Below are 23,497 nucleotides of genomic sequence, written 5' to 3'. Positions count from 1 at the left end.
GACCTCTGGACACTTTGTCCAGAAGTCAATAGGGGCTCCGCTCGTAGTAAGCCGCAGCCTCCTCCGGGGTGGTGTAGTCAAAAACCTCGTGGAGCTCCAGCATGACCTGTTCAATGTCGGCGGGCTTGAAGCCGCACCGCTCCATCGCAGAGATCACATAGCCCCGGCAGGCCCCCTCGCTCCACGGCTGGGAAAGCAGGGCCGCCAATTCTGGATCGTAGTTCATAGAGCGTTCCCCTTTTTCATAAAGATATAGGGGAGCGCCGCGCTCATTTTCTTGCCCCGTCATAAGACAGCATCCTCGGCGGCGGCGCTCCCCCGCAAAGAGGGCGGCGGCCCGGCACTGTGGCCTGGGGCCCCCGCGTCCTCTTTACGGAGAGGGAAAAAACTTCCTCTCATATACCCAGGACAAAAAAGGGGCAAATGGAGATGGTAATTAGAAATTTTCTCTTAAATATTTTTTCATCCGTTTGATGCCGCTTTCCACGGAACAACGGACGGCGCTTTTATCCACGCCCTCCTCGCGGGCAATCTGGCGGTAGCTCTTGCCGAGGATCAAGTGAGCGTCCACCCGGCGGCCCTGGATTTCCGGCAGGGAGTTGAGGGCGTTCCACAGACGGAAAAACATTTCTTTCCGATCCAGGAGCTCCTGGGGGCTGGGCTCGTGCAGACACGCGGAGTATTCGATCCCGTCATCGCAGTCCAGGGAATAAAACGCCTTGTTCCGGGTAAGCCGCCGCTGATAGGCCGCTTCATTCCTCCGGCTGGCCAGAAGCACCTCGGCCACTTCATCGGGCACCTCCACCAGCTCGTCCACTATGTACCAATAATAAAAATCTTTCATATTGATTGTAGTCATAACTTGTCCTCCATTTTGTTTCGGTGGGTTGGTTGATCGGAAACAAAATGGAGGGCTGGCGGGGAGCGGCACCCAGGGGAGCCGCCCCGTACCCCTGGACACTTTGTCCAGAAGTAAGGCAAGCAAAATGCGCTTGCACAGCACAAGGCCGCACAAGCGCATAAAGCGAGGAATTTATTTATATTAGAACAATTTTCGCAACCAATATCAGAATATCCTGGTCCGGTGCCTGGGCTTTTTTTGACAAATTAAGGGCATGGACAAGGCAAAGAAACACGGCGTACCTCCTTTGCCGCCGTGGGTATAAAAAAGCGGCGGCCTTGAAATGATTAGTTTCAAAACCGCCGTTTGACTTCTGCCCCTATTTGAGGCGCATAACAACACAGCCGCCAATCCAACGGTTTTTTTATATGCCGTTTCCGTTGGCGGCCCCCAAACAACTATTAACCTCAAGAAAAAATACAGAAAAGAGAATATAATACGGTGCCGATGCCAAGTAATATATACACTATTCTCAACCCGAACGAATATTTTGCGTCTGGATTTCTCGTTAAGAATTTTGGTAATTTTATTTTGTTGCAGATAAAACCGAATATCACAAAACCTGCACCAATCACAAGCGTTACATATTGCCAATACTCACTTAAAAACTTTTCTATAAACTCCATCACTTACCCATCCAATATTTCATGCAATACTCACTCAATTTTTCATAGTCAAACATATAATTAACGTCCATGAGATAATTTTCCATCATCGCCACGGAACTAATAAGCTGTAAATCTATTTTGCCATCTTCAAGCTGGTCATTCTTTAAGATGAACAGGCTTGTTTTCTTGTCCTGCGTCATTTCGGAATTAGTCTTTTTGCAATAAATAGGTTCATCAATCCAATCCCATTTAGGATCTACGGGAATAAGTACGATTTCAGGAATGTTATTATCGTCTATGCCATAGCCCATAAGCCAGTTGTAATATGTATGAACAGTTTTCGTTAGTTTTTTCTTTGTTGTCATTTTCCAGACAACGGCGGTCTGATAATCTTTCCCTGTCTTTTCCTTAAATACTTCCGCTACCTTTTTCATATTTTCTTCTTGTTTAGCGGTCAGCTTTCCTTGCAGCGGCTTAAAAATGTTTCCAAACAATCCCATGATTTTTCACCTTTCCTTTTTGTTATTGTTGCAGTCGTTTTTGCATTGAAAGTTTATCCTCTTTCCATGCTTCATACAATTCCTCGTTTTCTTCCCACAATTCTCTTAATTCAGAATTATCAGAAAGAATGGCACCAATAGCCGTTACTGCTTTTTGTTTGAGGGGAGAAAAGTCAAAACATTTTTGTGAACTTGTCCACTCAAAATAATCTTCCTCATCACATCTATACACAAAGCTGTTTATTACGCTGTCAATAACGGCCGCTGATACTAAAGCGTAATGAGCTTCATCATAGCCGATATATTCAGCCTGTATAACCTCATCAAAATATCGTTCCATATCAGCAATTATGTCTAATGAATTTTTAAGGTCAGTCAAAGCGTCATACGCAGTATCATCATCAAAAACACCATAATTCCATGCGCCCATATATCATCCTCCTTTATCTACCGGGCCACTTCTGGACAAAGTGTCCAGAAGTCCGCACCTAAACAAGCAACGTAGGGTGTTCTTATAGTACATCTTCATGCCAGATTTGACGAAGCGTAATTCCTTTTTCAAAGGTTTCCTCTGTGCCATCTTCAAAATGGACTTCAACCCGAATAGCTTCTTCATTCTCGTCATTTTCCGATTGATTAACCCAGTCAACCCATTCGATTATTGGAGATAGTTCATCATTGTCCCTAACAATTCGATACCCTTCTCCCAGATTTTCAGATAAAACATCTTCAATTTTATCAAGCTGCATTGTCATTAACTCCTTTCCGTTTCATCATCTTCAATTTCAATCCATTCCCCGGTTTCGTCTTTCTCCATACACGTGCCATAAGGCAAGGACAACAGGGGCACTACGGTTGGGTCAATGCGGCAAATGTCTCGAATATCGTAAAAGCCGCCGTTTTCGTCATCTTCAATTTCATCGTCATCATCGGAAAAGAACCCCCAGCCGGTGTCCCAGCCCCATTCCTCACGCTCCGGCGCTACCCGTTCTGCCACCTTGATTTTATAACCCTCTTGAGCGATACGGTCAGTTGCATAGCAGAATAGGGGACCGTCCCAATCGGGAATGATAGGCGGCTTTCCATCGGCGGCACGTGCAACACGCAGTTCGGGATCATCTTCAAATTCTGCTTCCAAAAATTCTTTTAACCGCTTATCCAAAATTGCACTTATCGCCTGGTAGCTTTCCTCGGTATAAGGCAAAAGCAAATATGCGGCTTCTTCCTCCTCAATGCTATTCCATGTATGGTCTTTCAAAACAGCCAGAGCGCAATCACGGTAGTCCCGAAGATAGCCATAGGGGTTTGAGCGATTGTCCTGGGCATACCATTGAGCAAAGCCAGAGCCTACCCGATCAAAAAATTGTGTGGACAATTTTCCGTCCAGCTTGTCCCGGATAAACACACGCAAGTCGGGGCCATTCCCCGCCCTAACTGCTTCTACCACATTTCGGTACTGGGTAAGAAACGGATTACTCATTTGCCCTCGTTCCATAGCCCAACGCAGATAAACGGCCATAGAGTTGTAAGCGGCCAGTTCATCAACAGGCAAATGCAAATCCCGGATACGTTTTAGATGACTTTCCGCATTATCCATTTCCGCTAAATCATAGCCAATCGTATCTTCATCTGTAATTGCATTAAGGCGCGTGGGGTTAATGACCTCCAAGATTTCGTCCGGGCATTTATCTATAAGTTCATCTACACTATTTTCTAACTTAAACTCCATTTCTTCCTTGTAGAGAGGGATAAGCTGATAAAAATTCACTTCGTCCCCGTCGGGGAGAGTGCAGAAGTATGAGGGTTCACCAAACACACCAGGGTTTAATAACATAGCCCCGCACAATTTTGTACTTTCCGCAAATGGCTCACCGGAACTTATGGTATGTCCCCAGCCAAGCCAAGTATTTCTATCTTTAACAGGTATGCGGGCAATCCATTTCAAAACATCAATAGGCCAATACCATTTTTCCTCTTGCCAATCCTCCTCCGACAATTTCCAATCCGGGGGAAGATTGATTAAAAGCTCTGCCCGTTCCAATTTTTTCTCTGTTAGTTCCTCTGGCACGTTCATTCTATGAGCGCCCATTCCAAATGTAACAAGGGTATAATAGTTATGATCTTTTCGCGGTGGAATAACGCAGATGTCCAAATGAATACCTGTGGAAACACTTTCGTGAAATACGTAATCATAATGACCGAAATATTTTTCAATGTGTTTCTCTACCGCATCCCAATCGGCCTCGTCATACATTTCGACTGGTTCTTCCGAAAGATACCCCTCACAATCGCTCACCAATTTCTGCGCTTCTGGATTGTCCGGCTCTAATTCCAGCCACCGCTTTCCATATTCAAGAGCAACAGCCGCCGTATCATCTGCCATGAGGTGAGCATATCCCATGCGAGCGTTCCAGTACGGGTCATTTTCTCCCTGTTTCCATACAGTTTCCAAAATGTCAATGGAGTGTTGGATAAGTTCCTTATCTACTTCATCATCATCTCCATGCGCCTTGTGATCTCCCAATACTGCCAAATTGCTATAAGCCCGGCCAAGCAATACGGTCAATTTATATCCACGCTCTTTTTCCGGGATAGCTTCAATGGCTTCAATACACCGGGAAAATTCATCGTTTTTATTCCACTGTTCAAGTTGTTCCAGCAAATTGTCCATACCATAATCCTCCTCCAGTTGACGTTTTCAAAACAAAAAAGCGTTTCTATCCGCGCAGAAAACTGCCTTGATAGAAACGCTTATATATACCAATATTATTGGGGGCATGACAAAAGCCCGATGCTACATAGTTATAGCACCGCTCCGCTTGCTTGCTTGCTTGCTTTAGGATGGCAGAAGTCATGTTGCTTGTCAACCCCTTTTTGAAAAGTTATTTATAGACATTATAGCAGAACATTTGAAGTATGGCAATATTCTTTTTGGAATGTTCGCCCCCTGCACTATCCGCTCCAAAGCGCCTGTTTTTCGGGTTTGCACGAAACGGCAAGCAGGGCAGGTGTGCCCACACCTGCTATTTTTGCGTGGCCGGTAGCCCCGCAAAAATGCTTGTTGGGGAGCTCCCCAAACCCGCTGGACTTCTGGACACTTTGTCCAGAAGTCCTTATTGTCTGCGGCCCCGGCGCTACCGCTCCTGGGCCTTATCTTCCCGCCCTTCTGGATAGCAGCGCAGGAAGTCGATGTTGCCCTTGACCGCCACAGCCTCACGCATATCCGCCTGGGCTTTGCGGTACTCGGCATAGAGGGCCTTTTTCTTTTCAGAGAGCTCACGCCGCCGCTTTTTCAGCGCGTCCATCTTTGGGAGTTTTGCCCCGTCCAAAAGCTCACTCATGGCGGCCTTTGCCGCCCGATAGTCAGAAAGCTCCGCCTCGTGCTGGGCCAGATATTTTTTAGAATACCGGGCCGCCTTGTAGCCGTCAAACACGGGCCTCGTCTTTGCGTACTGCACCACCGCCCCCATGAGCTGGGAAGTATGGGAGAGGGCGGCCTCGGTGTCCCGCAGCTCCCCGGCCAGGGTGTGAAAGCGATCCACCGCCGCCTCGGTGGTGGCCTCCAGCGCCGCATAGTCGGTCAGCCCATGCTCCCGGAGATACAGGAGCGCGGCGGCCATCTGTTTGAGGTTGTAGACCTTCGCCCACCGTTCATAGGCCGGGCCTTTGCCCTGGGCCAGCCGATTTTGAATGTCGATGATGAGATCGACGCGCCGGGGCGGGGGCGGGCCATCCTTTGGCAGCTCCGGGATCGGGCGCTCCCCGGCGATCACCGCCCGGATGTCCTCCGGGTCAAAGCCCAGGCCCAGGGTGGACGAGCGCAGGCGGGTGGGCTTATCCTGCCCAGGGGCCAGGAATGAGATCACCCCGCCTCGGCCATGCTTCACCGCAAAGCCGGACTCCTCCATGAGCCGCAGGAACGCCGCAAAGTCGGCGGGCTGTTTCCCCAGGGCCTCCACGATAGCCAGCCGCACCCGCTGCTGGGCCGAGGGCGGGCGTTCCCCGATCCATTGGCCGTAGTGGAGAAAGCGGCCCTTGCTGTGGAGCTTCGGGTTTTGGATCACAGACAGATCATGCTCCAGGCATACCCGGTCAGAGAGCCGCCGCAGGGCTGCCGCCGATCTGAAAAAATCCCGGAATTTCCCGGTATAGTCCAGGGTGGTGGAATTGTAGTAAATGTGATTATGGATGTGCTGGCGGTCTGTATGGGTGGCAACGAAAAAGGCGTGCTTCCCCTTTGTCCAGCGCATAGCCGTTTCATAGCCCACCCGGTTTGCCTCCTCCGGGGTGATCTCTCCAGGACGGAAGGACTGCCGGATCTGATAGCACAGCACATCCGCATCCCGCCGCTGCTCCCGGCCCGTGACGGCTTTGTACTTTGCCTTTGCCAGCAGAAACTCGGCATCGGCTGTGCGGTGGTCGCACTCATAGGCGGAAATGAGCTCCCCGCCTTGGGTTTTCTCCGGGTTTTGGCCGTAGTCGAAACGGTCTTTCAGCGATTGGGCAACAGTTTCCCCCTTGCTGATATGGTGGGTGATCAAGCGTGTTGTGGCCGTAGGCTCACCTCCTCCAGATAGACGAAAAGCGGGCGACGGGAAAATCCCCGCCGCCCGGCACTTCTGGACAAAGTGTCCAGAGGTCATCAGCTAAACATAAAATCCTGCAAAGCGTATTTCACCCCATACAGGCGCTCCAGCAGCCACTCCCCGATGGCCGGGAGCCCAAAGGGGGAAACCAAAAACGCCAGCACCAGCATGGCAATACACCCGGTATGCAGCCCTGCGAAAAAACCGCAGGCCGCCAGCAGAACGAAAACCGTACACGCCAGCCAGCAGAGCGCCCCTGCGATGCAGGAGAGGAACGAGAGCACCGCCACAGCGAGGATCAGCGCCAGAACAAAGGGGGCCGCGATGATTTTCAAAATGATACGCATGGTTCATACCTCCTACAAAAGTTTGCTATTTGCCTCTATATGTATATTATAACTCAGTAAGAGGGGGCCAACAAGGATGACTCCGGCTGCCCCCACCTCTGGGCAAAGTGTCCAGAAGCCGGGGCAGCCGGGGAGCGTTGCGCTCCCCGGCAAGGGTTAAAGCTCCACCACCGCCGACAGCTTTTTGAGCAGGTCGGACAGCGGCTCCCACAGGGTTTCATAGTCCCGCTGGAGGGCCTTGATCTCCTCCGGGTAAATGCCGCCGTAGGTGTTCGCCTGGATCGCCACCTGGTTTAGATTGTTGGAGCACCGCCGCTGGAGTGATACCAACTCCCGGACGGGCGAAAGGTCAACATGGAGCACATAGCCGTTGAGCGCCATTTTCCGCACATAGGCCCCCAGGTTACGGACACCCGCCTCGGCCATGCGCTCCCGGATCAGCGCCAGCTCCTCCTCGGACACCATCACATGAAGATGGACAGGGCGGCGGCGCTTTTTCTGGCTCACCGTTCCTCGCGCTCCCGGCTCCGATAGGGGCGGGGCGGCTCCTTTACCTTGTCCAGCGGCTTTTCCTCCTCCGGGGGCTGGGGGGAGCCAAACACGCCGCACAGCCTTTTCATTTCCAGGTCGGCCCGATCCTGTTCCCTCTGTTTTTCCATACACATACCTCCTAACGCTCGCCCCTATCGGGGGCTTTCTTTTTTGGAGCCTCCGGCTCCCGGTGCTCCAGGGCCTCCCGCTGGGCGGCCTTGATTTGTTCGGCAATCGGCTGTTTTTCTTTCGCCTGTTTGTGGGCCTTAGCTGCTACTTGACGCTCCACCCCACGGGCGCGGGCGGTAAGCTGCTCCGGGGTGACATACTCTTTCGCCACATAGCTGCCAAAGTCGGGATAAAACCAGGTCAGCCGCCTTTGTTCCGGGACATGGTGGGCGTCCTCCCATTTGCCTACCACCTGGGCCTGGGCATCCATCTGCCGCCGGATGTCCAGATTTTCACGGGAGGGCCGCAGTTCATAATCCTGCATTTCCCGCTCAGTCAGCGGCTGGGCATAGGTGATGGCACCACACGCCTGGAACGCCTCACCCGTCACTTCCAGGCGGGTGAAATATAAATCCATGTGGACAGGACGGTTAAAGTAGCTGTTCGGGTAGGTGCCGATGTCGATGGGCCGCTGGGTGGAGTAGTATTTGTAGGTTTCCTTGTCCGGGGCCTGCTCTACCTCAAACACATGATAGCGCCGCTGATAGTCCTCAGCCCGATTGTGAAAATCCCGTTCTGCCATATCCGGCTCGTTGTGATAGTGGCCCCAAAAGAAGTCCCGGTGCCCGTCCTGCTCGTTGAATTGCCATGTTACATAGGGGTTTGGAGCCTTGGGGTTTTCCCCCAGCACAAAGCCACATTTGTTGTCAAACAGGATCGTGTGGCGTATCACATAGCCTTGATTTTCTTCCAGAATACCGCCTCCTTGTCATAATCAAATAGGCCGCCACCTCTGGACAAAGTGTCCAGAAGTGACAGCGTGGGGATGTGGAAAGCATTTGGCTAAAACGGGGGTAGGCCAAAGAAACATACGGCCCACCCCAAAACCGGCCCCGGAAAGCCTTGTGATCAGCGGGTTTTCCGGGGCCTAATTTTCCACACATCACCTCCGCTTTTTCCGCATATACTCCCGCTTTTGCCGCCGCAGGGCGATCCGGGCGCAAACCTCGGAGCAGTAGGCCATGCGCCCATCCACGGGGACAGCCCCGCCGCAGATGGGGCAGGGTTTGAAAACCGGGGGCGGGCCCTCGGTCAAGAGCGCCGCCTCCAGCGCCGGATCAAGGGGCAGGACAGCCTCCCGGAAATAACGGCAATAGGCCCCCGTCCAGCATTTGCCGAACATATAACATTCGCACTCCAGGGGCAGGCATCCATATTCCTTGTTATAGTTGGCGCACCACTTCACCACCAGGGCGCGGATTTTCCTTTTTTCCTCGCGGGTCAGTTCACGGGCCACCCCATCACCTCCCGGCAGGGGTTTTCAAAAGCTCCCGGTAGCAGGACACGCAGCTGATCCCCCGCCAGTAGGGGCACCCGGAGCAACGGGAGCCTTTGGGCTCTTTGGGGATGGAGGGGGCCAGAGGCCGGGGCTTCTGTTTCATCATTTTTTCATAGGGGTTATTGGTAAAGTTCATTCCTCATCCTCCTCGCTGTTTTCGTCCTCGTCCCAGGGCGGGCCGTCGTCCTCATAGTCCTCCTCGCCGTAGTCCTCCTCCGGCTCGGCGGCCTGCTGCTGTTTGGGCCGGATCACCTTGAAATAGAACGCGGCCCCGCCGCCGATCCCAGCCACTGCCAGGATGAGAAGGAGCCTCCCCATGCTGCCGCCTGTTTCCGGCTCCTCCGCAGGCTCCTCAGTTTCCGCAGGCTCCGGGGCGACGCCCACGCATTTTCCCATATTGACAGAGCAGACGGCGCACTCTGTATTGACAGCCCCCACCTCGCATTTTTCAGAGCAGGAGCACACCGCCTGTTCCACGCCAGCGGCCTCGGCTGCGGCCAGCAGGTCGGCTTCGTCCACCACATTCAGAAAATAGGTTTCGTACTGTTCGCCCTCCTCGTCCACGGGCTTGTCGTAGTCAATGACGAAATAAAATGTAGCCCCGCCGCTGGTCTGGACGGTGATAAACTGCTTGTTGGTGTTTTCGTCATAGAGCAGGTCGCGGGTCACAAAACCGCCCTCCTCCGAAAAGCCCTGGCCGGGCTCTATGGTAGGCTCCGGCTCCGGGGCCAGGGTTTCCATTGTGGGATCGCCGTAGTCCTCATACTCGCCGCCCCCAGCATAGGCGGTGGTGCTGAATCCGCATAAAAGAACAGCGGCGCAAAGCGCCGCCGTCAAAGACTTCCATCGTTTCATATTCAATTTTCCTCCTTTTCCATAGGCCCCGACTTCTGGACACTTTGTCCAGAAGTACCCTCCCGGAGCTGCTGAAGCACCAGGGGCAGCTCCTCCAGGGAAATGCTCAGACCCCGCACGATGTCCACGATCTCGCTGTTTTCCGCCTCCAGCTTGTTTTTCTCCAGCTCCTTGAGCCGGGCCTGCTGCTCGTTGATTTTGGCCTTGACCTTTTCGATCTCGGCCTGGATTTTTTGGCTTTTGCTTGCCGCCATAGAGTACCTCCAATCATGGTAAACGCCCGTAGGCGTAGAAATGGGACTGCCAGTAGCTTGTATTCAAATTCGCGTAGCTGATGGGATCGCCCGCATGGATCATCATCCCGTCCCCCACATAGATACCACAGTGGGAAACGCCGCTTGTATCATAGGTACCCTCAAAAAAGACCAGATCGCCGGGGCGGGGCGCGCTGGTGGGGGTGCAGATGTTGTAGAGCCCCTGGGCCCCCAGGCGGCCCACATCCCAGCCGGAGTGATTGATCACCCAGGATACGAAGCCGGAGCAGTCAAAGGAAGTGGCGGGGGAGCTGCCGCCCCACACATAGGGATAACCCAGGTACTTTTCCGCCTCGCCCAAGATAGCCGCAAAGGTTTCATCGTCCAGATATTCCTCCGGCACATCGTAGTCGGCGGGCGGTTTCGTGTATTTGTCCACATACCCGGACTCCGGGAACAGGTCGGGCCGGTTGCCCAGGCTGGACATATAGAGGGCATACCGGGCCAGCTCCTCCTCGCCCATAAGCTCCAGGGGGAGATGGGAAAGGTTTTTGTTTTCCAGCGTCACATAGCAGATATACCAGTTATACGGGACTTCCACCTCATAATCGTTGCCCTCGCTGTCTGTGCGGGTTTCCGTCCGGTAGCGCACCTCCACCACCACATCCTCGGTGAGAATGTATTGGCGGTCAAAGAGCATTTCCAGGGTGCCCTGTACCTGGGCAAGCGTCCATTCCCCCTCGTGAAGCACAGAGAGGATGGAGATGAGCACATAGGGATCGTGTTCAATCCCGTCCAGGTCAAAATGGTATTCGTCATAGTCGTGGGTGCTTTCGTAGGTGTCCAGGTAGTTTTGCAGCTCCGCCTCCATATCCGCATAGGCGGCCTCAGCCCCCAGGATGTCCTCATCCTTTGATGGATAGGTGGTAGCGCCCACGGCCCCCGCGCCGGAGTTGCCAAACATCACCAGGGAGGACGAACAGGACTGCATGATAAAGAGCAGGAGCACACAGGCCAGGGCCAGGAGCACCCCCACGGGATGCCGCTTGATGAAGCCCACCGCCTGGGCTCCGGCTCTTTCCGTGGCGGCGGCAGTCTGTTTTGCCGCCTTTGCCGCCCCAGCCCTGGCGGTCTGCCGTGCCTGCTTGCGGTATTGCCGTTTCTGCCAAAACCGTTTCCAGGCATTTTTCTCCAGCTCCGGGTGCTCCTGGGCCGCCACGCGGAACTGATGATCCGCCGCAGCCTTGATATATTTGGACTCCGCCCGCTGGACAGCCTTTGCCGGGTGTTCCCGGATTTTCTTCTTGACGAAGCGGGAGCCATGCCGCAGGGCGGTTTCACCCGCCAGCTCGGAACGGTGGGCTCCCTCGGTGCCCACATTCTCCTGTTCCACCTCAAAGAGCTTGCCATGCACGAAGCCGTGAACCGTACCGCCAGCGGCCCGGCCCACCCGCCTCACCGGGCCGGGCTTTTTGGGTGGCTTCTGCTTTGCCAGCTTATCTTTGGCCGCCTCCAGCTTTTCCCCGCGCTTTTCCATACGGAGCTTGGACGCGGCGGCCTGTTCCTGCTGGCTCTTTTGCCGAAATTTTGACTTCTGGACATTTTGTCCAGAGGTGCCGCTGTCCGCAGCCCCAGCATCACCTGGGGAGCCGCCCCCAGCGGCCTCGCCAGGATCGGCGGTGCTCTCCCAGGAGCCTGGGCGTTCCATTGGCTCTTGTTTTGGCCTATTCGGTTTTCGCTTCATTCTTCAAATCCTCCGGGCGGGTGGTGAGCAGGTTGTAAATCTCCCCTTTGGGGAAACGGTCAACAAAGGGGATGGTCACATCCCCATAGAACAGCAGGCCCTCGCCGGAATTGCTGTGGGTGATATAGGAAAGCTGGTGCTCGGAAATGCCGAGCTGCTTTGCCAGGATCGCCCGGTCACTTTGGGCCTGGGCCAACAGGATCATAAAGTCGGTGTTGTCCAAAATGGCCTCGATCTCCCGGCTGGCTAACAGGTCTTTCACATTCTGCGTAAGTGCGCTGGGGACGCAGCCCTTTTTGCGGAGCATCTTCCACACGGCCACAAAGTAGCTGGCGGTGAGGGCATCCCGGAGCAAAATGTGAAACTCGTCAAAGTAGCACCAGGTCGAAATGCCGTTGTGGAAATTCACGTTGACCGCCGAAGTGACAAAATCGTTGGTGATGTGCATGGCGATCTTCCGCAGGTTTTCCCCCAGCCCTTTGAGGACGATGCACACCACGCGGGCGGTCAAGTCCACATTGGTCGGGTGGTTGAACAGGTTGAGGGAGCCGGTGCAGTAGAGCTCCAGGGCGGTTGCCACCCGCCGGGCCTCCGGCTCCGGCTGTTTCAGAAGCTCCTCATACAAGTCCTGGAGCAAGGGCGGCTTGCTGTCCCCGATCCCCAGGGCCATATCCCGGTAGATGAGCCGCACACAGCGGTCGATCACCGTCTTTTCGATAGGTTGTAAACCATCCTTGCCGCCCACCACCAGCTCGCACAGGGACAACAAAAAATCCGCTTTCATTGAAAGCGGGCTCTCGTCCTCATCCATATCCAGCCGAATGTCCATAGGGTTGATATGGTTGGGAGAACCGGGGGCGATCTCAATGACTTGCCCGCCCAGCCGCCGCACCAGCGGGGCATACTCGCCCATTGGATCGACGATCAAAATTCTGTCCTGGGGGATGGTGAGGAACACGTTTAGGAGCTCCCTTTTTGCCGCAAAGGATTTTCCCGATCCGGTAGAGCCCAGGTACAGGCCGTTGGCCGATTTCAGCTTTTTCCGGTCAGCCATGATGACATTGTGGGAAAGGGCGTTCATCCCGTAGTAGAGGGACGGCCCCGCCATCCGCAGCTCCCTGGTCATAAAGGGAATGAAAATCGCCGTGGAGCTGGTCGTCATGCCCCGCTGGATTTCCACCTCGTTATAGCCCAGGGCCAGGGAGGACACAAAGCCCTGCTCCTGCTGCCAGTCCAGACGCTTTAGGGCACAGTTGTATTTCTGCGCGATGCCGCCCACCGTGAAAATATCATTTTCCAGCCGCTGGCGGGTGGGGGCGATGTTCACCACCGTAAAAGTCAGCAGAAACATCCGCTCGTTGCGGGATTGCAGGTCGGCCAGCAGCTCCGCCGCGTCTTTGGAAAAGGTAATGAGGTCGGGGGGCAGGATGTCGGGATCATACCCGGCCCGCACCGCCTTGCGCTGTTCCTCCACCTTCATTTTTCCAATGTCGGACAGCTTGCCTTTTACCGTTTTAATGGCCTTGAGCTGATCCACCGTCTGGATGTGCATGGTCACGGTCAGCTCTGCGTCCAGCTCCAGGATTTCCGCCAGGAGCTTATCGGAGAGCTCCGAAGCCATGATCTGCAAATAGGAAGCCGCGCCCCAATACTGGCCCACCCGGAACAGGCGGGACTGCCTAAAGTCGAAGCTGTCCGGGGCGATATAGTCTTTGGTACCCAGCCCTGTTTTGGGAATGTCCTGCCAGGAGAAGCGGAACGGCTCCCGGCTGCCGGGGTGCATCTGGCTGTGGAGCAGGGCCAGCCGTGACCGCCCGTCCAGGGGCTCCGAAGGTACCCCCAGCCGTTTGAGATTGCCTGTCACATCGGCCTCCACACGCTCCAGCCGGGGCCGGGCCTCCCCGATCCCATCGGCGGGGAGCCCAAAGGTGATATATTTTGACCGCTCGATCCCGTTGTTTGACCGGGCAATCTGGTTTTTTAGCATCCCGGTAAATTCGGCCCGGACGCTGTTGAAGTCATCCTGGGCCTGGGGGATGTTCACCCGGTATTTGTTCCGGGAACGGGAGCGGCGGTTGATAAAGGAGAGCTGGAACGGCAAAGAGGTGTCAAAGTAATTGAGGAACGAACTCCAGCCGCCGAAAATCGCCGTCTGATCCTCGGTGCTTGCCACGGAATAGTTGATGTCCTCATATTCCACCGTCTTTGTATAGAGCCCGCCGGGGAGCTGGCACACCCCGTCCGGGTGCATCACCAGATAAGGGATCGTCTGCTGGGCAGACAACGCAGCTTTCCGGTCAGCGGCCTTTCCGGGGCCGCGCTTTTGATTTTTTGCTTTCTGCAATCGCATCCTCCTTTCCCGCAGCGCCCCGATGGGTGAACGGGGCGTAAATGTTTTCTGTTCGGTAGGGCCTCACCCCAGGCCGCAGGAAACGGGCCCGGATGATGTTTCGCACCACCTTTTCCAGCGGGAGCCCGTCTTTCTCATACATAGCCAGCAAAAATGCGGGGAGCGCCACCGCCATCATAAGGAACATGGCCCCGGTGTTGCCGATGGAGCTCCGGGCCAACAGATAGGACGGGACGCCCACCGCCGCCGCGATCCCGAAGCACACAAGCTGGCGTTTCGTCAGATTAAAGGCAAGTTTGGTTTTGACCTTTGACAGATCGTTGGGAACATTCACATAGGGAATTTTGATCACTCCTTTCCGGCCCGGCCACTTCTGGACACTTTGTCCAGAAGCCCAGGCAGTTTTAACGCAGGGCCTCCGCGATCCCCGCCATGATATACTCCGCGCAGGGCAGGGCGATGGCGTTGCCCAGGGCCTTGTACCGCTGGGACGCGCTGATCTCCCTGCCGTCAGCCCCGTACTTCGTCCACCCCTCCGGCAAGCCCATCAGCCGCTCACATTCCAATTCCGTAGGGAAACGAATACAGCCGCCTGCCGGATCGTCCTCGTACCAAAAAGCGAACGGTGTCACCGTACCGGCTAACAGAGTGGGAAAAGGGTCAGTTGGAAATCCGAAACTGTTTTGGAACGCTGTTTGTTCCCCCTCCTTGGCGGCTCCCCGCATACGGAACCCTTGAAAGGGTCTGGTGACGGGTACGCGCCCCCCTGTTTCAAGAACAGGGCCTCGATCTCCGCCGGGGGCGGGCAGCCCGCCCGCTGTGCAAGGCGCAGGAAGTGGGAGCATTGGGCGGGGCTTAAACAATATTTCGGGAGCACGCCGCCCTCCAAAGTCTGCCACAAGAAAGACGCGCTGGCGTCGGGCCAGCCGGGGCCTTGCCCAATGCTGGGCATCCAGGAGCCGCCATGCGAGATCGGGGCATCCCCCTCGCACCATTCCGGCGTTTGCCCATCTTCCCGAAGCAGGCATTGAAATTTCGGTGTCTGTGAAAGCGGATAGGACGGCTCTAAAGTCCATCCGGTCATTTGAAGAAAACGCTCCCATGACGTTTTCCCAAACAGAGATAACTGGATATAGATCATTGGTGGCCTTTCTCATTTCTTGAATGATACGGATGGCGTGAAAAAACAGGCCGGATTTGGTGCCGTCCAGCCCCTCACGCCTGCCGATCTGTGAAAGATTTTGACAGGGGGAGCCAAAGGTCAGCACATGGACGGGAGGGATGGCCCCGCCGTCCAGTTTGGTGATGTCCCCCAGGTGGGCCATATCCGGGAAGTGCCGCCGGGTGATAGAGATAGGGGCGGCCTCGATCTCGCTTGCCCACAGGGGGCGGATGTCGCACCGCGACGCCGCCAGGGGGAAAACCCCGATCCCGTCAAACAGGCTCCCCAAAGTGAGCCCGCTCACAAGCCCTCCTTTTGATCTGCCTCCTCTGGACACTTTGTCCAGAAGTCCGGGATCGTGGGCTCCACCTCATTTCCCCACACGTCCCAGCCGGGCGGGGACTGTCTTGCGAACAGCTCCACCCTGGGTAAGTCGCCCATAAGGGCCACGATCTTTTCACGGGCCTCCTCCGGCTTGCGGCTGTGCTCCCGAACAGGGGAAATGATAAACTGATGGACATTTGCCGCCTGCCGTTTGGGGTGTCCCCGTGTCGCCAGCAGGCAGACCTCCGCGTTGCCCCGTGTCCAAAAGCCCAGGCCGTAAAACCAGCCGGGGGACTTGCGGTTTTGTTTGAGCCAGACGAAAGCCACGCTTTTATAAGTGAAGCCCCACGCCTGGATCAGCCGCAGGGCCTCCGGGAGCTGCGGGAATGTGGCCCACAAAAAAAGCGCGCTGTCCTTGGCCGCAAGGTCGGCCACAGGCAACGCGCATAGCTCCGATATGCTCATGGTGGGGTAATGGTTTTCCGCCGCCCCCTGTACCTTTTTCGCTGTGTAGCGCCAGGGGGGATCGGCATAAATGATAGAATAGCGTCCGATAGTTAAACTCCTTTCTCCCCAGCCTCCACCGCTGCCCGCGCCGCACGGATGCGCTCACTGGCGGCAGCGTAGTAGGCCGGGACAGTTTCAAAACAAATAAAGCGGCGGCCTGTGTTGAGGGCAGCCACTGCCGTTGTGCCAGAGCCAGCGCAGATGTCCGCCACCACCTCGCCGGGCCGGGTATAGGTCTTGATGAAATACTCGCTCAGCGCCACAGGCTTTTGCGTGGGATGGACGGTGCGCTGGACGGTGGGAAAGGCCAGCACATTTCCGGGAAAGCGCAGGCCGTCCTCCGATCCGCTGCCGGAGCGGATGAACTTTCCGTAGTTGGTGCTGTCCCCACGGTTGCCCGCGATTTTCTTGTAGGGCTTACCTTGTTCAAACTGCGGGTTATAAAGCGGAAGTTTCTGATAGAACACCAGAATATTCTCCGTCTTTTTCAGCGGGGCCCGCCTCGCGTTGAGGAAACCTGTGCACCGGCTCTTGTACCACACCCATTCATAGCGGAGCATGGGGAGGTTGGAAGCCCCCAGCACCTTATCATAGGGGCACTGTGCGAAGAACAGCACCGCCCCCTCCGGCTTGACGGCCCATTTCACCGCCTCCCACAGCTCCGGGAGGGGCAGCGGCACATCCCAAAAGTTCCGGGTGGTGCCATAGGGCGGATCGGTCAAAAGCATATCCACCGAATGACGGGGCAGAGAGCGCAGCCCCGCGATGCCGTCTTGCAGGAACAGGCCCTCCGGGGACTTCTGGACACTTTGTCCAGAGGTATCGAATGTCGTTTTTTCCATTGAAGCGCCTCCTCTCAATGCGCCCCGAAGATGCGCTGGGCGATGCCGCCCGTCTTAAACAGCATAAAGCAGAGCAAAACTGTGTAGCCCACAATGCCCCAAATCGCCCCAATGGGATCTCCGCTGGTGACGATCCCTTGGACGAGCACCGCATAGATGGCAACGCATACCAGAATGAGCATCCCTTGAAAGCCCACGGCGAACAGGGAACGCAGATAATTCTGGCCCGTCTGCCCCACCTCCCGGTGGGCCAGGGTAGCCATAGGGATGGGGGCCAAGCTGGTCAGCAAATAGATTTCCAACATCCTGCCATAGACCAGTACAAAAATGACAATGCCCAGCGCCCACATGGTCACACCGATAATAGAGGATTGGAGCCACAGGCCGAGAAGCGGCCCCAAGTCCATGCCCTCCAGGGTGGTTTCCAGCTCCGCCATCATATCCGGCGTGATGTCCGTGGAGCCCTGGATGAGCCCGCCCGCCTGGGCGATCACGGACTGCGACACATCGAACACCGCCATAACGATATTAAAGGTGTTGGACAGGATGAGAATGGCACAAGCCGTTTTGAACATCCATTTATAGATATTCGCCACATCAAACTCGTGCATATTGTTCTTTTCCAAAAGCATCTGTATCAGCTCATAGGTGGCAACAAAGGTCAGCACCAGACCGGCAATCGGCAAGATCACCGTTTCGGAAAGCTGGCGTATAAGGGAGAAAACCCCGGCGTTCCAAGCCGCCGGGGTAGTCCCCACTTGTACCGCAATCTCCCCGACCTGGGCGTTGACGTAATCGGTGAGCCCCTCCAGGTTGCCCATGATCCCGCCAATCAGCAGCTCTTTGAGCCAGTTTGTGAGCCAGTCGGTGAGAAAATCCATAAGCCGTTACCTTAAAACAGCCCGGACAGCAGGGGGATCAAGGTGGTGCCCAGCAGGATGATGCCGCCGCCCGCCATGAGCTGCTTCATGCCCTGGCTTTTTGAGCCAGGATTATCCGATCCATAGCCCTCCAGCAGATTGACAACGCCCCACACGCCAAGACCAGCGCCGAGGGCAACAACAAGGGTCTGCAAAGTATCAATCGCGGAAGAAAAAAACTGCATAGAGCCTCCATTTCTCCGGGGGAGCCCCCGGCTATGAAAAAAGCCGCCATTTCTGGCGGCAGGTTACGACCTCTGGACACTTTGTCCAGAAGTGGGATTTATACATAGGCGTCCGGGTCATCCACATCGTCATAGTTGAGGATGTCCTCGTCCTCGCCTATGGGCCCTGTGTCTGTCCCGTCTGCCTCGTACACCTCACAAGCCTCATTCAGCCCAGGCCGCCTGCGGCGGTTGATGAGCTGATCGAGGGAAAAGGCGTTTTTCACTTTATCGGCCTCAGCCGTATATTTGTAGTTGGGGTGCTGCTTCAAGTCGTACTTTGGGGAATAGAACGGGGGCAGGCCCCGAAGCTGTAAAATACAGCGATCCCCCGGCATGGTGGCAAGCTCGGCGGGAGTCATCAGCTCCCGGCCAAGCCGCTGGGTGTTCTGGTTGTAGCTTTCTGACTGGCCTTTGGAGCGCCCGTCCGTCTGCATATAGATGGTGGACTTCCCCAGCCAGTTTTCCGAAATCTCCTTGATGGTGGAGCTTTCCCTGCCACCCAGGAAAACCACGCTGTCCATATTTCCCATGATCGTTTCCGCGTGCTTGTCATAAATGGCCTTGCACTGCGCCATCTGCTGGTAAAAGAGCGTCAGCGATATTTCACGGGAACGGATAACGGCCACCAGCTTTTCCAGGTTGGGCACCTGCCCTGTATTGGCCGCCTCGTCCCACAGCACCCGCACATGATGGGGCAGGCGGCCCCCATGAACATTGTCGGCCCTCTCGCACAACAGGTTGAACATCTGCGAAAAAGCCAGAGCCACAAGGAAGTTGTAGGTTGGCGTGGTGTCGGAAATGGTGAAGAACACCGCCGTTTTCCGATCTCCGATACGGTCAAGCCCCAGCTCGTCATAGCTCATGATCTCCCTAAGCTGGGGGATGTCAAAGGGGGCCAGCCGGGAGCCGCAGGAGATCAGAATACTTTTGGCCGTCTTGCCGCTGGCCAGCTTATATTTCTTGTACTGCTTCACCGCAAAGCAATCCGGCTTGCGCTTTTCCAGCCCCTTGAACATATAGTCCACCGCGTTCATAAAGTTTTCGTTGTCCTCCTTCACCTCCATGCCGGAGATCATATCCACCAGGGTATTCATATTCCGATCCTCGGCGGGGCCCTCGAAAATGATATAGGCGATAAGGGCGCAGTACAAAAGCGTTTCCGCCTTTGTCCAAAATGGATCACCCTCCTTGCCCTCGCCTTTGGTGTTGGCTATGAGGGTATCGACAAACTTTAGAATATCAGCCTCGTTGCGGATATACGCCAGGGGGTTATAGTGCATACTTTGGGAAAAATCAATGGAATTGAACACCTTGATCCGATAGCCCCTCCGTTGCAGGAAAGCCCCCACCTGGGAGAGAACCCCGCCCTTTGGATCGACCACCACAAAGCTGCACCCGCCCTTTTTCTTCGCGCTGGCCTGGAGAAGCTGCGGGGTGAGCCAGAACCGGGTTTTGCCGGAGCCGGACGAACCGATCACACAGGCGTTGAGGTTGCGGGCGTTGGCCGGATTTTTGGGGCGGGTGTTCATGGTAAGAAGCTCCGTCCCGGTGAGGATAACATTGTTTTCAAAGACTGGATCGACGAAAGGGGCTATATCTTTAGGCCCGCCCCATCGGGCGCTCCCGAACTCCTCATCCCGCCGGAATTTCTTTGCGTTCTTGTTCTTGAAGTAGATCAGCAGCCGGAAGCCCACCGCGCCCACAATGCCAACAAGCCAGTCAAAGGGATCAAGCCCCGGCGCAAGGTTGGCAAAGGCCGGGCCCACCGTCTGCCCCAGGCCCATGAGCTTATGGGGGAAATCCGCGCCAGCGGCCAGCCGGTAGGCTGTCCCCAGCTTTAGGCAGGCCCACAGCACAAACAAATAGGGGATGTTTGGTATCACATATTTTTTGACACTACCTGTCCTCATGCACCGCCTCCTTTGTGCGTTCCAGCTTTTGGGCGGGCTGGCGGGCCGCTTCTGTGGCGGCCTCCTTGATCTGCTCCCGGATGGGGGCTTTTGTGGATTTGGTGCGCTTTAGCAGCCGTTTGGAATACTCGGAGAAACAGGCTGTGATCGCGTCGGCCTGCCCCGCCTTGAAGAACAGCAGGTGCTTATCCGGCGCGACTTGATAAAAGGCGTAGTCCACATTCCATTTCCGGGCTACCCGGTCAAAGAGGGCCGGGGCCTCCACCTCGATACTGTTGGTGGCAGCCCCGTGGCCCATGAGCTGCCCCACCGTCTGCCTGCCGTGGGGCGTCTGCTTGGCCCGGTGATGTTTGGCGATCTTCCGGCCTACCGCCTGGAGAACATAGGCAAGCCCCCGCGCCGTGAGCTTGCTTGCCTTAATAGATACTGCTATGGTACGTCTGGAAACGTCCTCGTCTATCAGCCCTTATCCCTCCTTCCACACGAAAAAAGCACTTCTGGACAATGTGTCCAGAAGTGCCGCTATCGGTCTGTATGGCTTTGCTCCGGGCGGGGGCGTTCCGCCGCCTGGGGAAAACGGTCAATGACTTCTTTATAAGCCGCCATCTGCTCCCGGATGGAAAGCTGCGGATAAGCAAAAACCTTGTGCTCGTCTGGAATGTCCTCCAGCCCGTGGTAGTATTCAATAAACTGGCTGCCGTTGGGGAGGAAAAAACCGCCTTTGACAAACCCGCCATCCTCATTGATCCGCATATCCCGGCCATACGCCTCATAATCGAAATAATCCCGCAGGTTTTCGGGAATGTTGATTAGTTCCATGTCCTCCGCGTAAATGCGGCCCAGGGTTTCATCATCAGACACGCCGATATAGAAATCGTAGCAATCCAGATTTTCCACCAGATTGATGAGGTCGCCCACGCCGGAGGTATGCTCGCCGCTGGCAACAGCCGCCTCAAACTTTTCCAAATCGCTTTTATCCAGCTCGGAGAGCAGGCAGGCCAGATGGTTGAGCTCGTCAATGCTTTCGTATTCTCCCAGGCAGGCGTTGAGTTCCGGCAGGTCGCCGTCATAGTCGGCAATAAAAATCTCCTCATACTGGATATTGTCAACGCCGATCCGTTTAAGGAGCGCCTGTACTTCCTCCGTAGTCGTGGGGAATTTCAACGGCTCGCTTGCCAGCTCACCCTCGTTGTATTTCCCCAGGTTGGTGACATACGCCTCAATGACCGCCATATCAGCGCCGCCTCTGGCCCTTGACGGTGAGGATGCCGTCCAGGGTGGTGGCGGTGATCCCCAGCCGCTGGGCCACAGCGATGTCATTTTTCACCGCTACATTGACATAGCTCCCGCATACCACCAGCACGCGGGAGCGCCGGAGCAGGTCGCGCCCCATATCAATACCGCTTTTATGCTCCTCCGGCACTGCGTCATTGAGGAACAGCGGCAGATAGAGCATAGGGCAGATGGGGGAATATCCCGCATCATAGACAATGCGGCAGTATTTAGCTGCCTGCTCCATGACCTCGCACTCGCCGCCGCGCCATGCGGCGGTCACATACGCAAGGGGTCGCTTCATAATCAAAACCTCCGTTTCTTTTTCTTATATTTAATAGGTAGGGGGTCAACCCTATCCCCCCGCCCTTTCCCTATCCAGGGAAAGGGGGCGGCTCTGGAGGATATACCCCCGCCGCTTGCCGGAAATAGCACAGCCGGGGCAGGCCGTAAAGGGCAGGCCGCCGCAAGCGGCGGGCGTTCCGCCCCTTGACGGCCCACTCCCGGCTGTGCAGCATAAACCCCGGCGACGGGGGATATATCACCGCAGAGCCCATCCCAAGCGCAGGGCGCGTACCTCTGGACAAAGTGTCCAGAGGCGGGGCCCGGTCACTTATCGAGCTCGTGTTTCTTCTCAGGCTTTGCCAGTTCGGGCGGCTGTTTCTCTTTCCACTCGTCCAGCAGGGCTATGATCTGCTCCTTCATTTTGGCAGGAGTGACCTCCTTGCCGAAATACTTGTTGAGTTCGTCGGTACTGATGATCACGTTGTCAACCTCCCTTTTTTCTTCGCTCAAAATACCATCGATCACATCGCCGTTGAGCAAGCCCTCCTGGTCGAGCTCCCGGAGCCGCTTTGCCTGTTTGACCGAGGGGGAGGACTGCTCCCCATCAATGGACACGGCGATAAGCCGCTGGTTTTCCGGCTTGATATACGACAGTTCCACAGCGGGCATAAATCCCATATTTTTAGCGTCCACCTTTTCCAGAAGCTCCGGGACAAGATGGTTAAGGCGAACATAGCGGAGCACCTTTTTATAGTTCATATCATGCTCCTTGCCCACGATCTCCACCGAGAGCTTACCCAGGGCCTCCGCTTCCTTGTCATTTTTGGGCCGGGCCCCCTGGCGTTTGATGGCTTCCAGCTCCAAATCCAGGAGCTTTGCCAATTCGCTGGGGAGAGGGTCGCCCCGCTGCTTGTTGCTGTTCTTCATTTCACGGACAGCTTCAAGATCGGTCATCTCACGGACAATACAGGGGATCTCATCCAAGCCAGCCCGCTCACCGCCATGACAGCGGCGGTGGCCCGCGATGATCTCATAGCCGTTGCCGTCTTTTTCCGGGCGGACGGTGGCGGGGGTCATAATGCCGTGTTCCTTGATCGTCCCCACCAGATCGTCCATCGCCTTATCGTCCTGCACCTTAAAGGGGTGATCCCGCAAGGTATGGAATGGATGAAGCTCTGACAGCTTCAAATAGACGATTTTTCCCTGCTCCACCGGGCGGGGCGGCACCTCCGGCGTAGGCGGCAGCTTGATCTCCGGGGCGGGTGCCTCCGCCTCCTTGACCGGGGCGGCCTTAGTGGATTTAGGCGGTTGCTTACCATCCGCAAAGGGAGTTTCACGCTTGCCCGACAAAAAATCTTTCACATTTTGATTGCGTTCCCGTCGTATTTTTCCCCCACGCTGGGCGAGGGTAAGCTCTTGTTCCTTACTTCTGGACACTTTGTCCAGAGCTGGGGACGGGGACTCGCCACGGGCCGCCTTGTCAGCCTTGGCCGGGCGGCCTGTGCGGGGCTCCGGCCCCTTTTCCGGTTTGTCCCCCTGGGGAGAATCCTGCTCCTTGGGGGGACGGCCCCGGCGTTTTGCCGTCTTTTCCTCCGGTTCCACTTTTTTATCCTGGTCGGGGGATTTTTTCACCTTATCAGCTTCAACCTGCGGCGCAGGCTGGGCTGGAACATCCCCGCCCATTCCAGGGGTAACAGACTGTTCCGGCTGGCGTACCGGGCCGGTGCCAGCTGCGGGCTCCTCTACCGTTTCCGGGACAGGGGGCTTCGTCACAGTTTGAGCATCCCCAACAGAGCCCTCGCCAGGGGACTCCGGGCCTGCTTTCAGTTTGTCATCTGCCATTCGCTAACCTCCTTGTTTTGAAA

Annotated in this window: 27 protein-coding genes; all 27 read right to left on the bottom strand. The window is 55.7% G+C overall.

What is annotated here, in order from left to right:
• Positions 1-25: 25 nt before the first annotated feature.
• The 27 genes from DWZ40_RS02435 to DWZ40_RS02305 all read right to left on the bottom strand — a co-directional run bounded on the left by DWZ40_RS02435 (position 26) and on the right by DWZ40_RS02305 (position 23,474).
• Positions 26-226 carry a hypothetical protein gene (locus DWZ40_RS02435; RefSeq protein ID WP_015563781.1) on the bottom strand — a complete coding sequence of 67 codons (201 nt, stop codon included), beginning with the start codon at positions 224-226 and terminating at the stop codon, positions 26-28.
• A 210-nt stretch (positions 227-436) separates the two neighbouring features.
• On the bottom strand, positions 437-859 hold the full coding sequence (locus tag DWZ40_RS02430; protein ID WP_015563780.1) for a sigma factor-like helix-turn-helix DNA-binding protein: 423 nt from the start codon (positions 857-859) through the stop codon (positions 437-439).
• 667 nt (positions 860-1,526) lie between these two features.
• Positions 1,527-2,009, bottom strand: coding sequence for a hypothetical protein (locus DWZ40_RS02420; RefSeq protein WP_015563779.1), 483 nt, complete (start codon positions 2,007-2,009; stop codon positions 1,527-1,529).
• Positions 2,010-2,031: 22 nt separating this feature from the next.
• Positions 2,032-2,439 carry a DUF4259 domain-containing protein gene (locus DWZ40_RS02415; RefSeq protein WP_015563778.1) on the bottom strand — a complete coding sequence of 136 codons (408 nt, stop codon included), beginning with the start codon at positions 2,437-2,439 and terminating at the stop codon, positions 2,032-2,034.
• An 82-nt stretch (positions 2,440-2,521) separates the two neighbouring features.
• Positions 2,522-2,758 carry a hypothetical protein gene (locus DWZ40_RS02410; protein WP_015563776.1) on the bottom strand — a complete coding sequence of 79 codons (237 nt, stop codon included), beginning with the start codon at positions 2,756-2,758 and terminating at the stop codon, positions 2,522-2,524.
• A 5-nt stretch (positions 2,759-2,763) separates the two neighbouring features.
• Complete coding sequence (locus DWZ40_RS02405) at positions 2,764-4,680, bottom strand: DUF2185 domain-containing protein (protein WP_025483352.1); 1,917 nt, start codon at positions 4,678-4,680, stop codon at positions 2,764-2,766.
• A 463-nt stretch (positions 4,681-5,143) separates the two neighbouring features.
• Positions 5,144-6,505, bottom strand: a complete 1,362-nt coding sequence (locus DWZ40_RS02400; protein WP_054343783.1) for a relaxase/mobilization nuclease domain-containing protein — start codon at positions 6,503-6,505, stop codon at positions 5,144-5,146.
• A 146-nt stretch (positions 6,506-6,651) separates the two neighbouring features.
• The gene (locus DWZ40_RS02395) at positions 6,652-6,942 is read right to left on the bottom strand and encodes a CD1845 family protein (protein ID WP_015563774.1); all 291 of its coding nucleotides are present in this window, start codon (positions 6,940-6,942) and stop codon (positions 6,652-6,654) included.
• 156 nt (positions 6,943-7,098) lie between these two features.
• On the bottom strand, positions 7,099-7,407 hold the full coding sequence (locus DWZ40_RS02390; RefSeq protein ID WP_044941588.1) for a plasmid mobilization relaxosome protein MobC: 309 nt from the start codon (positions 7,405-7,407) through the stop codon (positions 7,099-7,101).
• 38 nt (positions 7,408-7,445) lie between these two features.
• Positions 7,446-7,607, bottom strand: a complete 162-nt coding sequence (locus tag DWZ40_RS19345; protein WP_182431606.1) for a hypothetical protein — start codon at positions 7,605-7,607, stop codon at positions 7,446-7,448.
• Between the two features lie 5 nt (positions 7,608-7,612).
• Entirely contained in the window at positions 7,613-8,374 is a 762-nt protein-coding gene (locus tag DWZ40_RS02385) for a hypothetical protein (protein WP_051400576.1), read from the bottom strand.
• Between the two features lie 210 nt (positions 8,375-8,584).
• Complete coding sequence (locus tag DWZ40_RS02380) at positions 8,585-8,938, bottom strand: cysteine-rich VLP domain-containing protein (RefSeq protein WP_025483355.1); 354 nt, start codon at positions 8,936-8,938, stop codon at positions 8,585-8,587.
• Positions 8,939-9,112: 174 nt separating this feature from the next.
• Entirely contained in the window at positions 9,113-9,835 is a 723-nt protein-coding gene (locus tag DWZ40_RS02375; protein WP_025483356.1) for a DUF4366 domain-containing protein, read from the bottom strand.
• Positions 9,836-9,837: 2 nt separating this feature from the next.
• Positions 9,838-10,089 carry a DUF4315 family protein gene (locus DWZ40_RS02370; RefSeq protein WP_025483358.1) on the bottom strand — a complete coding sequence of 84 codons (252 nt, stop codon included), beginning with the start codon at positions 10,087-10,089 and terminating at the stop codon, positions 9,838-9,840.
• A 13-nt stretch (positions 10,090-10,102) separates the two neighbouring features.
• Positions 10,103-11,833 carry a C40 family peptidase gene (locus tag DWZ40_RS02365; protein ID WP_118540528.1) on the bottom strand — a complete coding sequence of 577 codons (1,731 nt, stop codon included), beginning with the start codon at positions 11,831-11,833 and terminating at the stop codon, positions 10,103-10,105.
• Positions 11,814-14,084 carry a VirB4-like conjugal transfer ATPase, CD1110 family gene (locus DWZ40_RS02360; RefSeq protein ID WP_118540688.1) on the bottom strand — a complete coding sequence of 757 codons (2,271 nt, stop codon included), beginning with the start codon at positions 14,082-14,084 and terminating at the stop codon, positions 11,814-11,816. Before DWZ40_RS02360 ends, DWZ40_RS02365 begins: the two co-directional genes overlap by 20 nt.
• A gap of 46 nt (positions 14,085-14,130) precedes the next feature.
• Positions 14,131-14,526, bottom strand: a complete 396-nt coding sequence (locus DWZ40_RS02355) for a PrgI family protein (RefSeq protein WP_025483362.1) — start codon at positions 14,524-14,526, stop codon at positions 14,131-14,133.
• Positions 14,527-14,587: 61 nt separating this feature from the next.
• The gene (locus DWZ40_RS02350) at positions 14,588-15,649 is read right to left on the bottom strand and encodes a DNA cytosine methyltransferase (RefSeq protein WP_118540527.1); all 1,062 of its coding nucleotides are present in this window, start codon (positions 15,647-15,649) and stop codon (positions 14,588-14,590) included.
• Positions 15,646-16,224 carry an MT-A70 family methyltransferase gene (locus DWZ40_RS02345; protein WP_081739064.1) on the bottom strand — a complete coding sequence of 193 codons (579 nt, stop codon included), beginning with the start codon at positions 16,222-16,224 and terminating at the stop codon, positions 15,646-15,648. Before DWZ40_RS02345 ends, DWZ40_RS02350 begins: the two co-directional genes overlap by 4 nt.
• Before the next feature lie 2 nt (positions 16,225-16,226).
• Complete coding sequence (locus DWZ40_RS02340) at positions 16,227-17,018, bottom strand: site-specific DNA-methyltransferase (RefSeq protein WP_025483365.1); 792 nt, start codon at positions 17,016-17,018, stop codon at positions 16,227-16,229.
• 14 nt (positions 17,019-17,032) lie between these two features.
• Complete coding sequence (locus tag DWZ40_RS02335) at positions 17,033-17,899, bottom strand: VirB6/TrbL-like conjugal transfer protein, CD1112 family (RefSeq protein ID WP_025483366.1); 867 nt, start codon at positions 17,897-17,899, stop codon at positions 17,033-17,035.
• Positions 17,900-17,910: 11 nt separating this feature from the next.
• Positions 17,911-18,123, bottom strand: coding sequence for a Maff2 family protein (locus DWZ40_RS02330; protein ID WP_002578752.1), 213 nt, complete (start codon positions 18,121-18,123; stop codon positions 17,911-17,913).
• 98 nt (positions 18,124-18,221) lie between these two features.
• A complete protein-coding gene (locus DWZ40_RS02325; RefSeq protein WP_054343778.1) occupies positions 18,222-20,075 on the bottom strand; it encodes a VirD4-like conjugal transfer protein, CD1115 family in 1,854 nt (617 codons plus the stop codon).
• Positions 20,062-20,433 carry a DUF3801 domain-containing protein gene (locus DWZ40_RS02320; protein ID WP_034576453.1) on the bottom strand — a complete coding sequence of 124 codons (372 nt, stop codon included), beginning with the start codon at positions 20,431-20,433 and terminating at the stop codon, positions 20,062-20,064. The genes DWZ40_RS02325 and DWZ40_RS02320 overlap by 14 nt, the downstream gene beginning before the upstream one ends.
• 164 nt (positions 20,434-20,597) lie before the next feature.
• The gene (locus DWZ40_RS02315; RefSeq protein WP_025483377.1) at positions 20,598-21,308 is read right to left on the bottom strand and encodes an antirestriction protein ArdA; all 711 of its coding nucleotides are present in this window, start codon (positions 21,306-21,308) and stop codon (positions 20,598-20,600) included.
• Position 21,309: 1 nt separating this feature from the next.
• On the bottom strand, positions 21,310-21,651 hold the full coding sequence (locus DWZ40_RS02310; RefSeq protein WP_025483379.1) for a hypothetical protein: 342 nt from the start codon (positions 21,649-21,651) through the stop codon (positions 21,310-21,312).
• 305 nt (positions 21,652-21,956) lie between these two features.
• A complete protein-coding gene (locus DWZ40_RS02305) occupies positions 21,957-23,474 on the bottom strand; it encodes a ParB/RepB/Spo0J family partition protein (RefSeq protein ID WP_025483381.1) in 1,518 nt (505 codons plus the stop codon).
• Positions 23,475-23,497 lie beyond the last annotated feature (23 nt).

Source organism: Clostridium sp. AF32-12BH, from assembly GCF_003477935.1.
In the GTDB taxonomy this organism is placed as follows: Bacteria; Bacillota; Clostridia; order Lachnospirales; family Lachnospiraceae; genus Brotaphodocola.
The sequence above is the reverse complement of the archived record's forward strand: the minus strand, read 5'-3'. Positions and strand labels throughout refer to the sequence as shown.

Excerpts from the sequence above, each read along its gene's own strand:
- DWZ40_RS02340 (WP_025483365.1), bottom strand. The coding sequence starts at position 17,018 with ATGGAAAAAACGACATTCGATACCTCTGGACAAAGTGTCCAGAAGTCC.
- DWZ40_RS02410 (WP_015563776.1), bottom strand. The coding sequence starts at position 2,758 with ATGCAGCTTGATAAAATTGAAGATGTTTTATCTGAAAATCTGGGAGAA.
- DWZ40_RS02365 (WP_118540528.1), bottom strand. The coding sequence starts at position 11,833 with ATGAAGCGAAAACCGAATAGGCCAAAACAAGAGCCAATGGAACGCCCA.
- DWZ40_RS02390 (WP_044941588.1), bottom strand. The coding sequence starts at position 7,407 with ATGGTGTCCGAGGAGGAGCTGGCGCTGATCCGGGAGCGCATGGCCGAG.
- DWZ40_RS19345 (WP_182431606.1), bottom strand. The coding sequence starts at position 7,607 with ATGTGTATGGAAAAACAGAGGGAACAGGATCGGGCCGACCTGGAAATG.
- DWZ40_RS02360 (WP_118540688.1), bottom strand. The coding sequence starts at position 14,084 with ATGCACCCGGACGGGGTGTGCCAGCTCCCCGGCGGGCTCTATACAAAG.
- DWZ40_RS02420 (WP_015563779.1), bottom strand. The coding sequence starts at position 2,009 with ATGGGATTGTTTGGAAACATTTTTAAGCCGCTGCAAGGAAAGCTGACC.
- DWZ40_RS02415 (WP_015563778.1), bottom strand. The coding sequence starts at position 2,439 with ATGGGCGCATGGAATTATGGTGTTTTTGATGATGATACTGCGTATGAC.
- DWZ40_RS02395 (WP_015563774.1), bottom strand. The coding sequence starts at position 6,942 with ATGCGTATCATTTTGAAAATCATCGCGGCCCCCTTTGTTCTGGCGCTG.
- DWZ40_RS02435 (WP_015563781.1), bottom strand. The coding sequence starts at position 226 with ATGAACTACGATCCAGAATTGGCGGCCCTGCTTTCCCAGCCGTGGAGC.
- DWZ40_RS02335 (WP_025483366.1), bottom strand. The coding sequence starts at position 17,899 with ATGGATTTTCTCACCGACTGGCTCACAAACTGGCTCAAAGAGCTGCTG.
- DWZ40_RS02405 (WP_025483352.1), bottom strand. The coding sequence starts at position 4,680 with ATGGACAATTTGCTGGAACAACTTGAACAGTGGAATAAAAACGATGAA.
- DWZ40_RS02305 (WP_025483381.1), bottom strand. The coding sequence starts at position 23,474 with ATGGCAGATGACAAACTGAAAGCAGGCCCGGAGTCCCCTGGCGAGGGC.
- DWZ40_RS02315 (WP_025483377.1), bottom strand. The coding sequence starts at position 21,308 with ATGGCGGTCATTGAGGCGTATGTCACCAACCTGGGGAAATACAACGAG.
- DWZ40_RS02375 (WP_025483356.1), bottom strand. The coding sequence starts at position 9,835 with ATGAAACGATGGAAGTCTTTGACGGCGGCGCTTTGCGCCGCTGTTCTT.
- DWZ40_RS02325 (WP_054343778.1), bottom strand. The coding sequence starts at position 20,075 with ATGAGGACAGGTAGTGTCAAAAAATATGTGATACCAAACATCCCCTAT.
- DWZ40_RS02430 (WP_015563780.1), bottom strand. The coding sequence starts at position 859 with ATGACTACAATCAATATGAAAGATTTTTATTATTGGTACATAGTGGAC.
- DWZ40_RS02330 (WP_002578752.1), bottom strand. The coding sequence starts at position 18,123 with ATGCAGTTTTTTTCTTCCGCGATTGATACTTTGCAGACCCTTGTTGTT.
- DWZ40_RS02370 (WP_025483358.1), bottom strand. The coding sequence starts at position 10,089 with ATGGCGGCAAGCAAAAGCCAAAAAATCCAGGCCGAGATCGAAAAGGTC.
- DWZ40_RS02310 (WP_025483379.1), bottom strand. The coding sequence starts at position 21,651 with ATGAAGCGACCCCTTGCGTATGTGACCGCCGCATGGCGCGGCGGCGAG.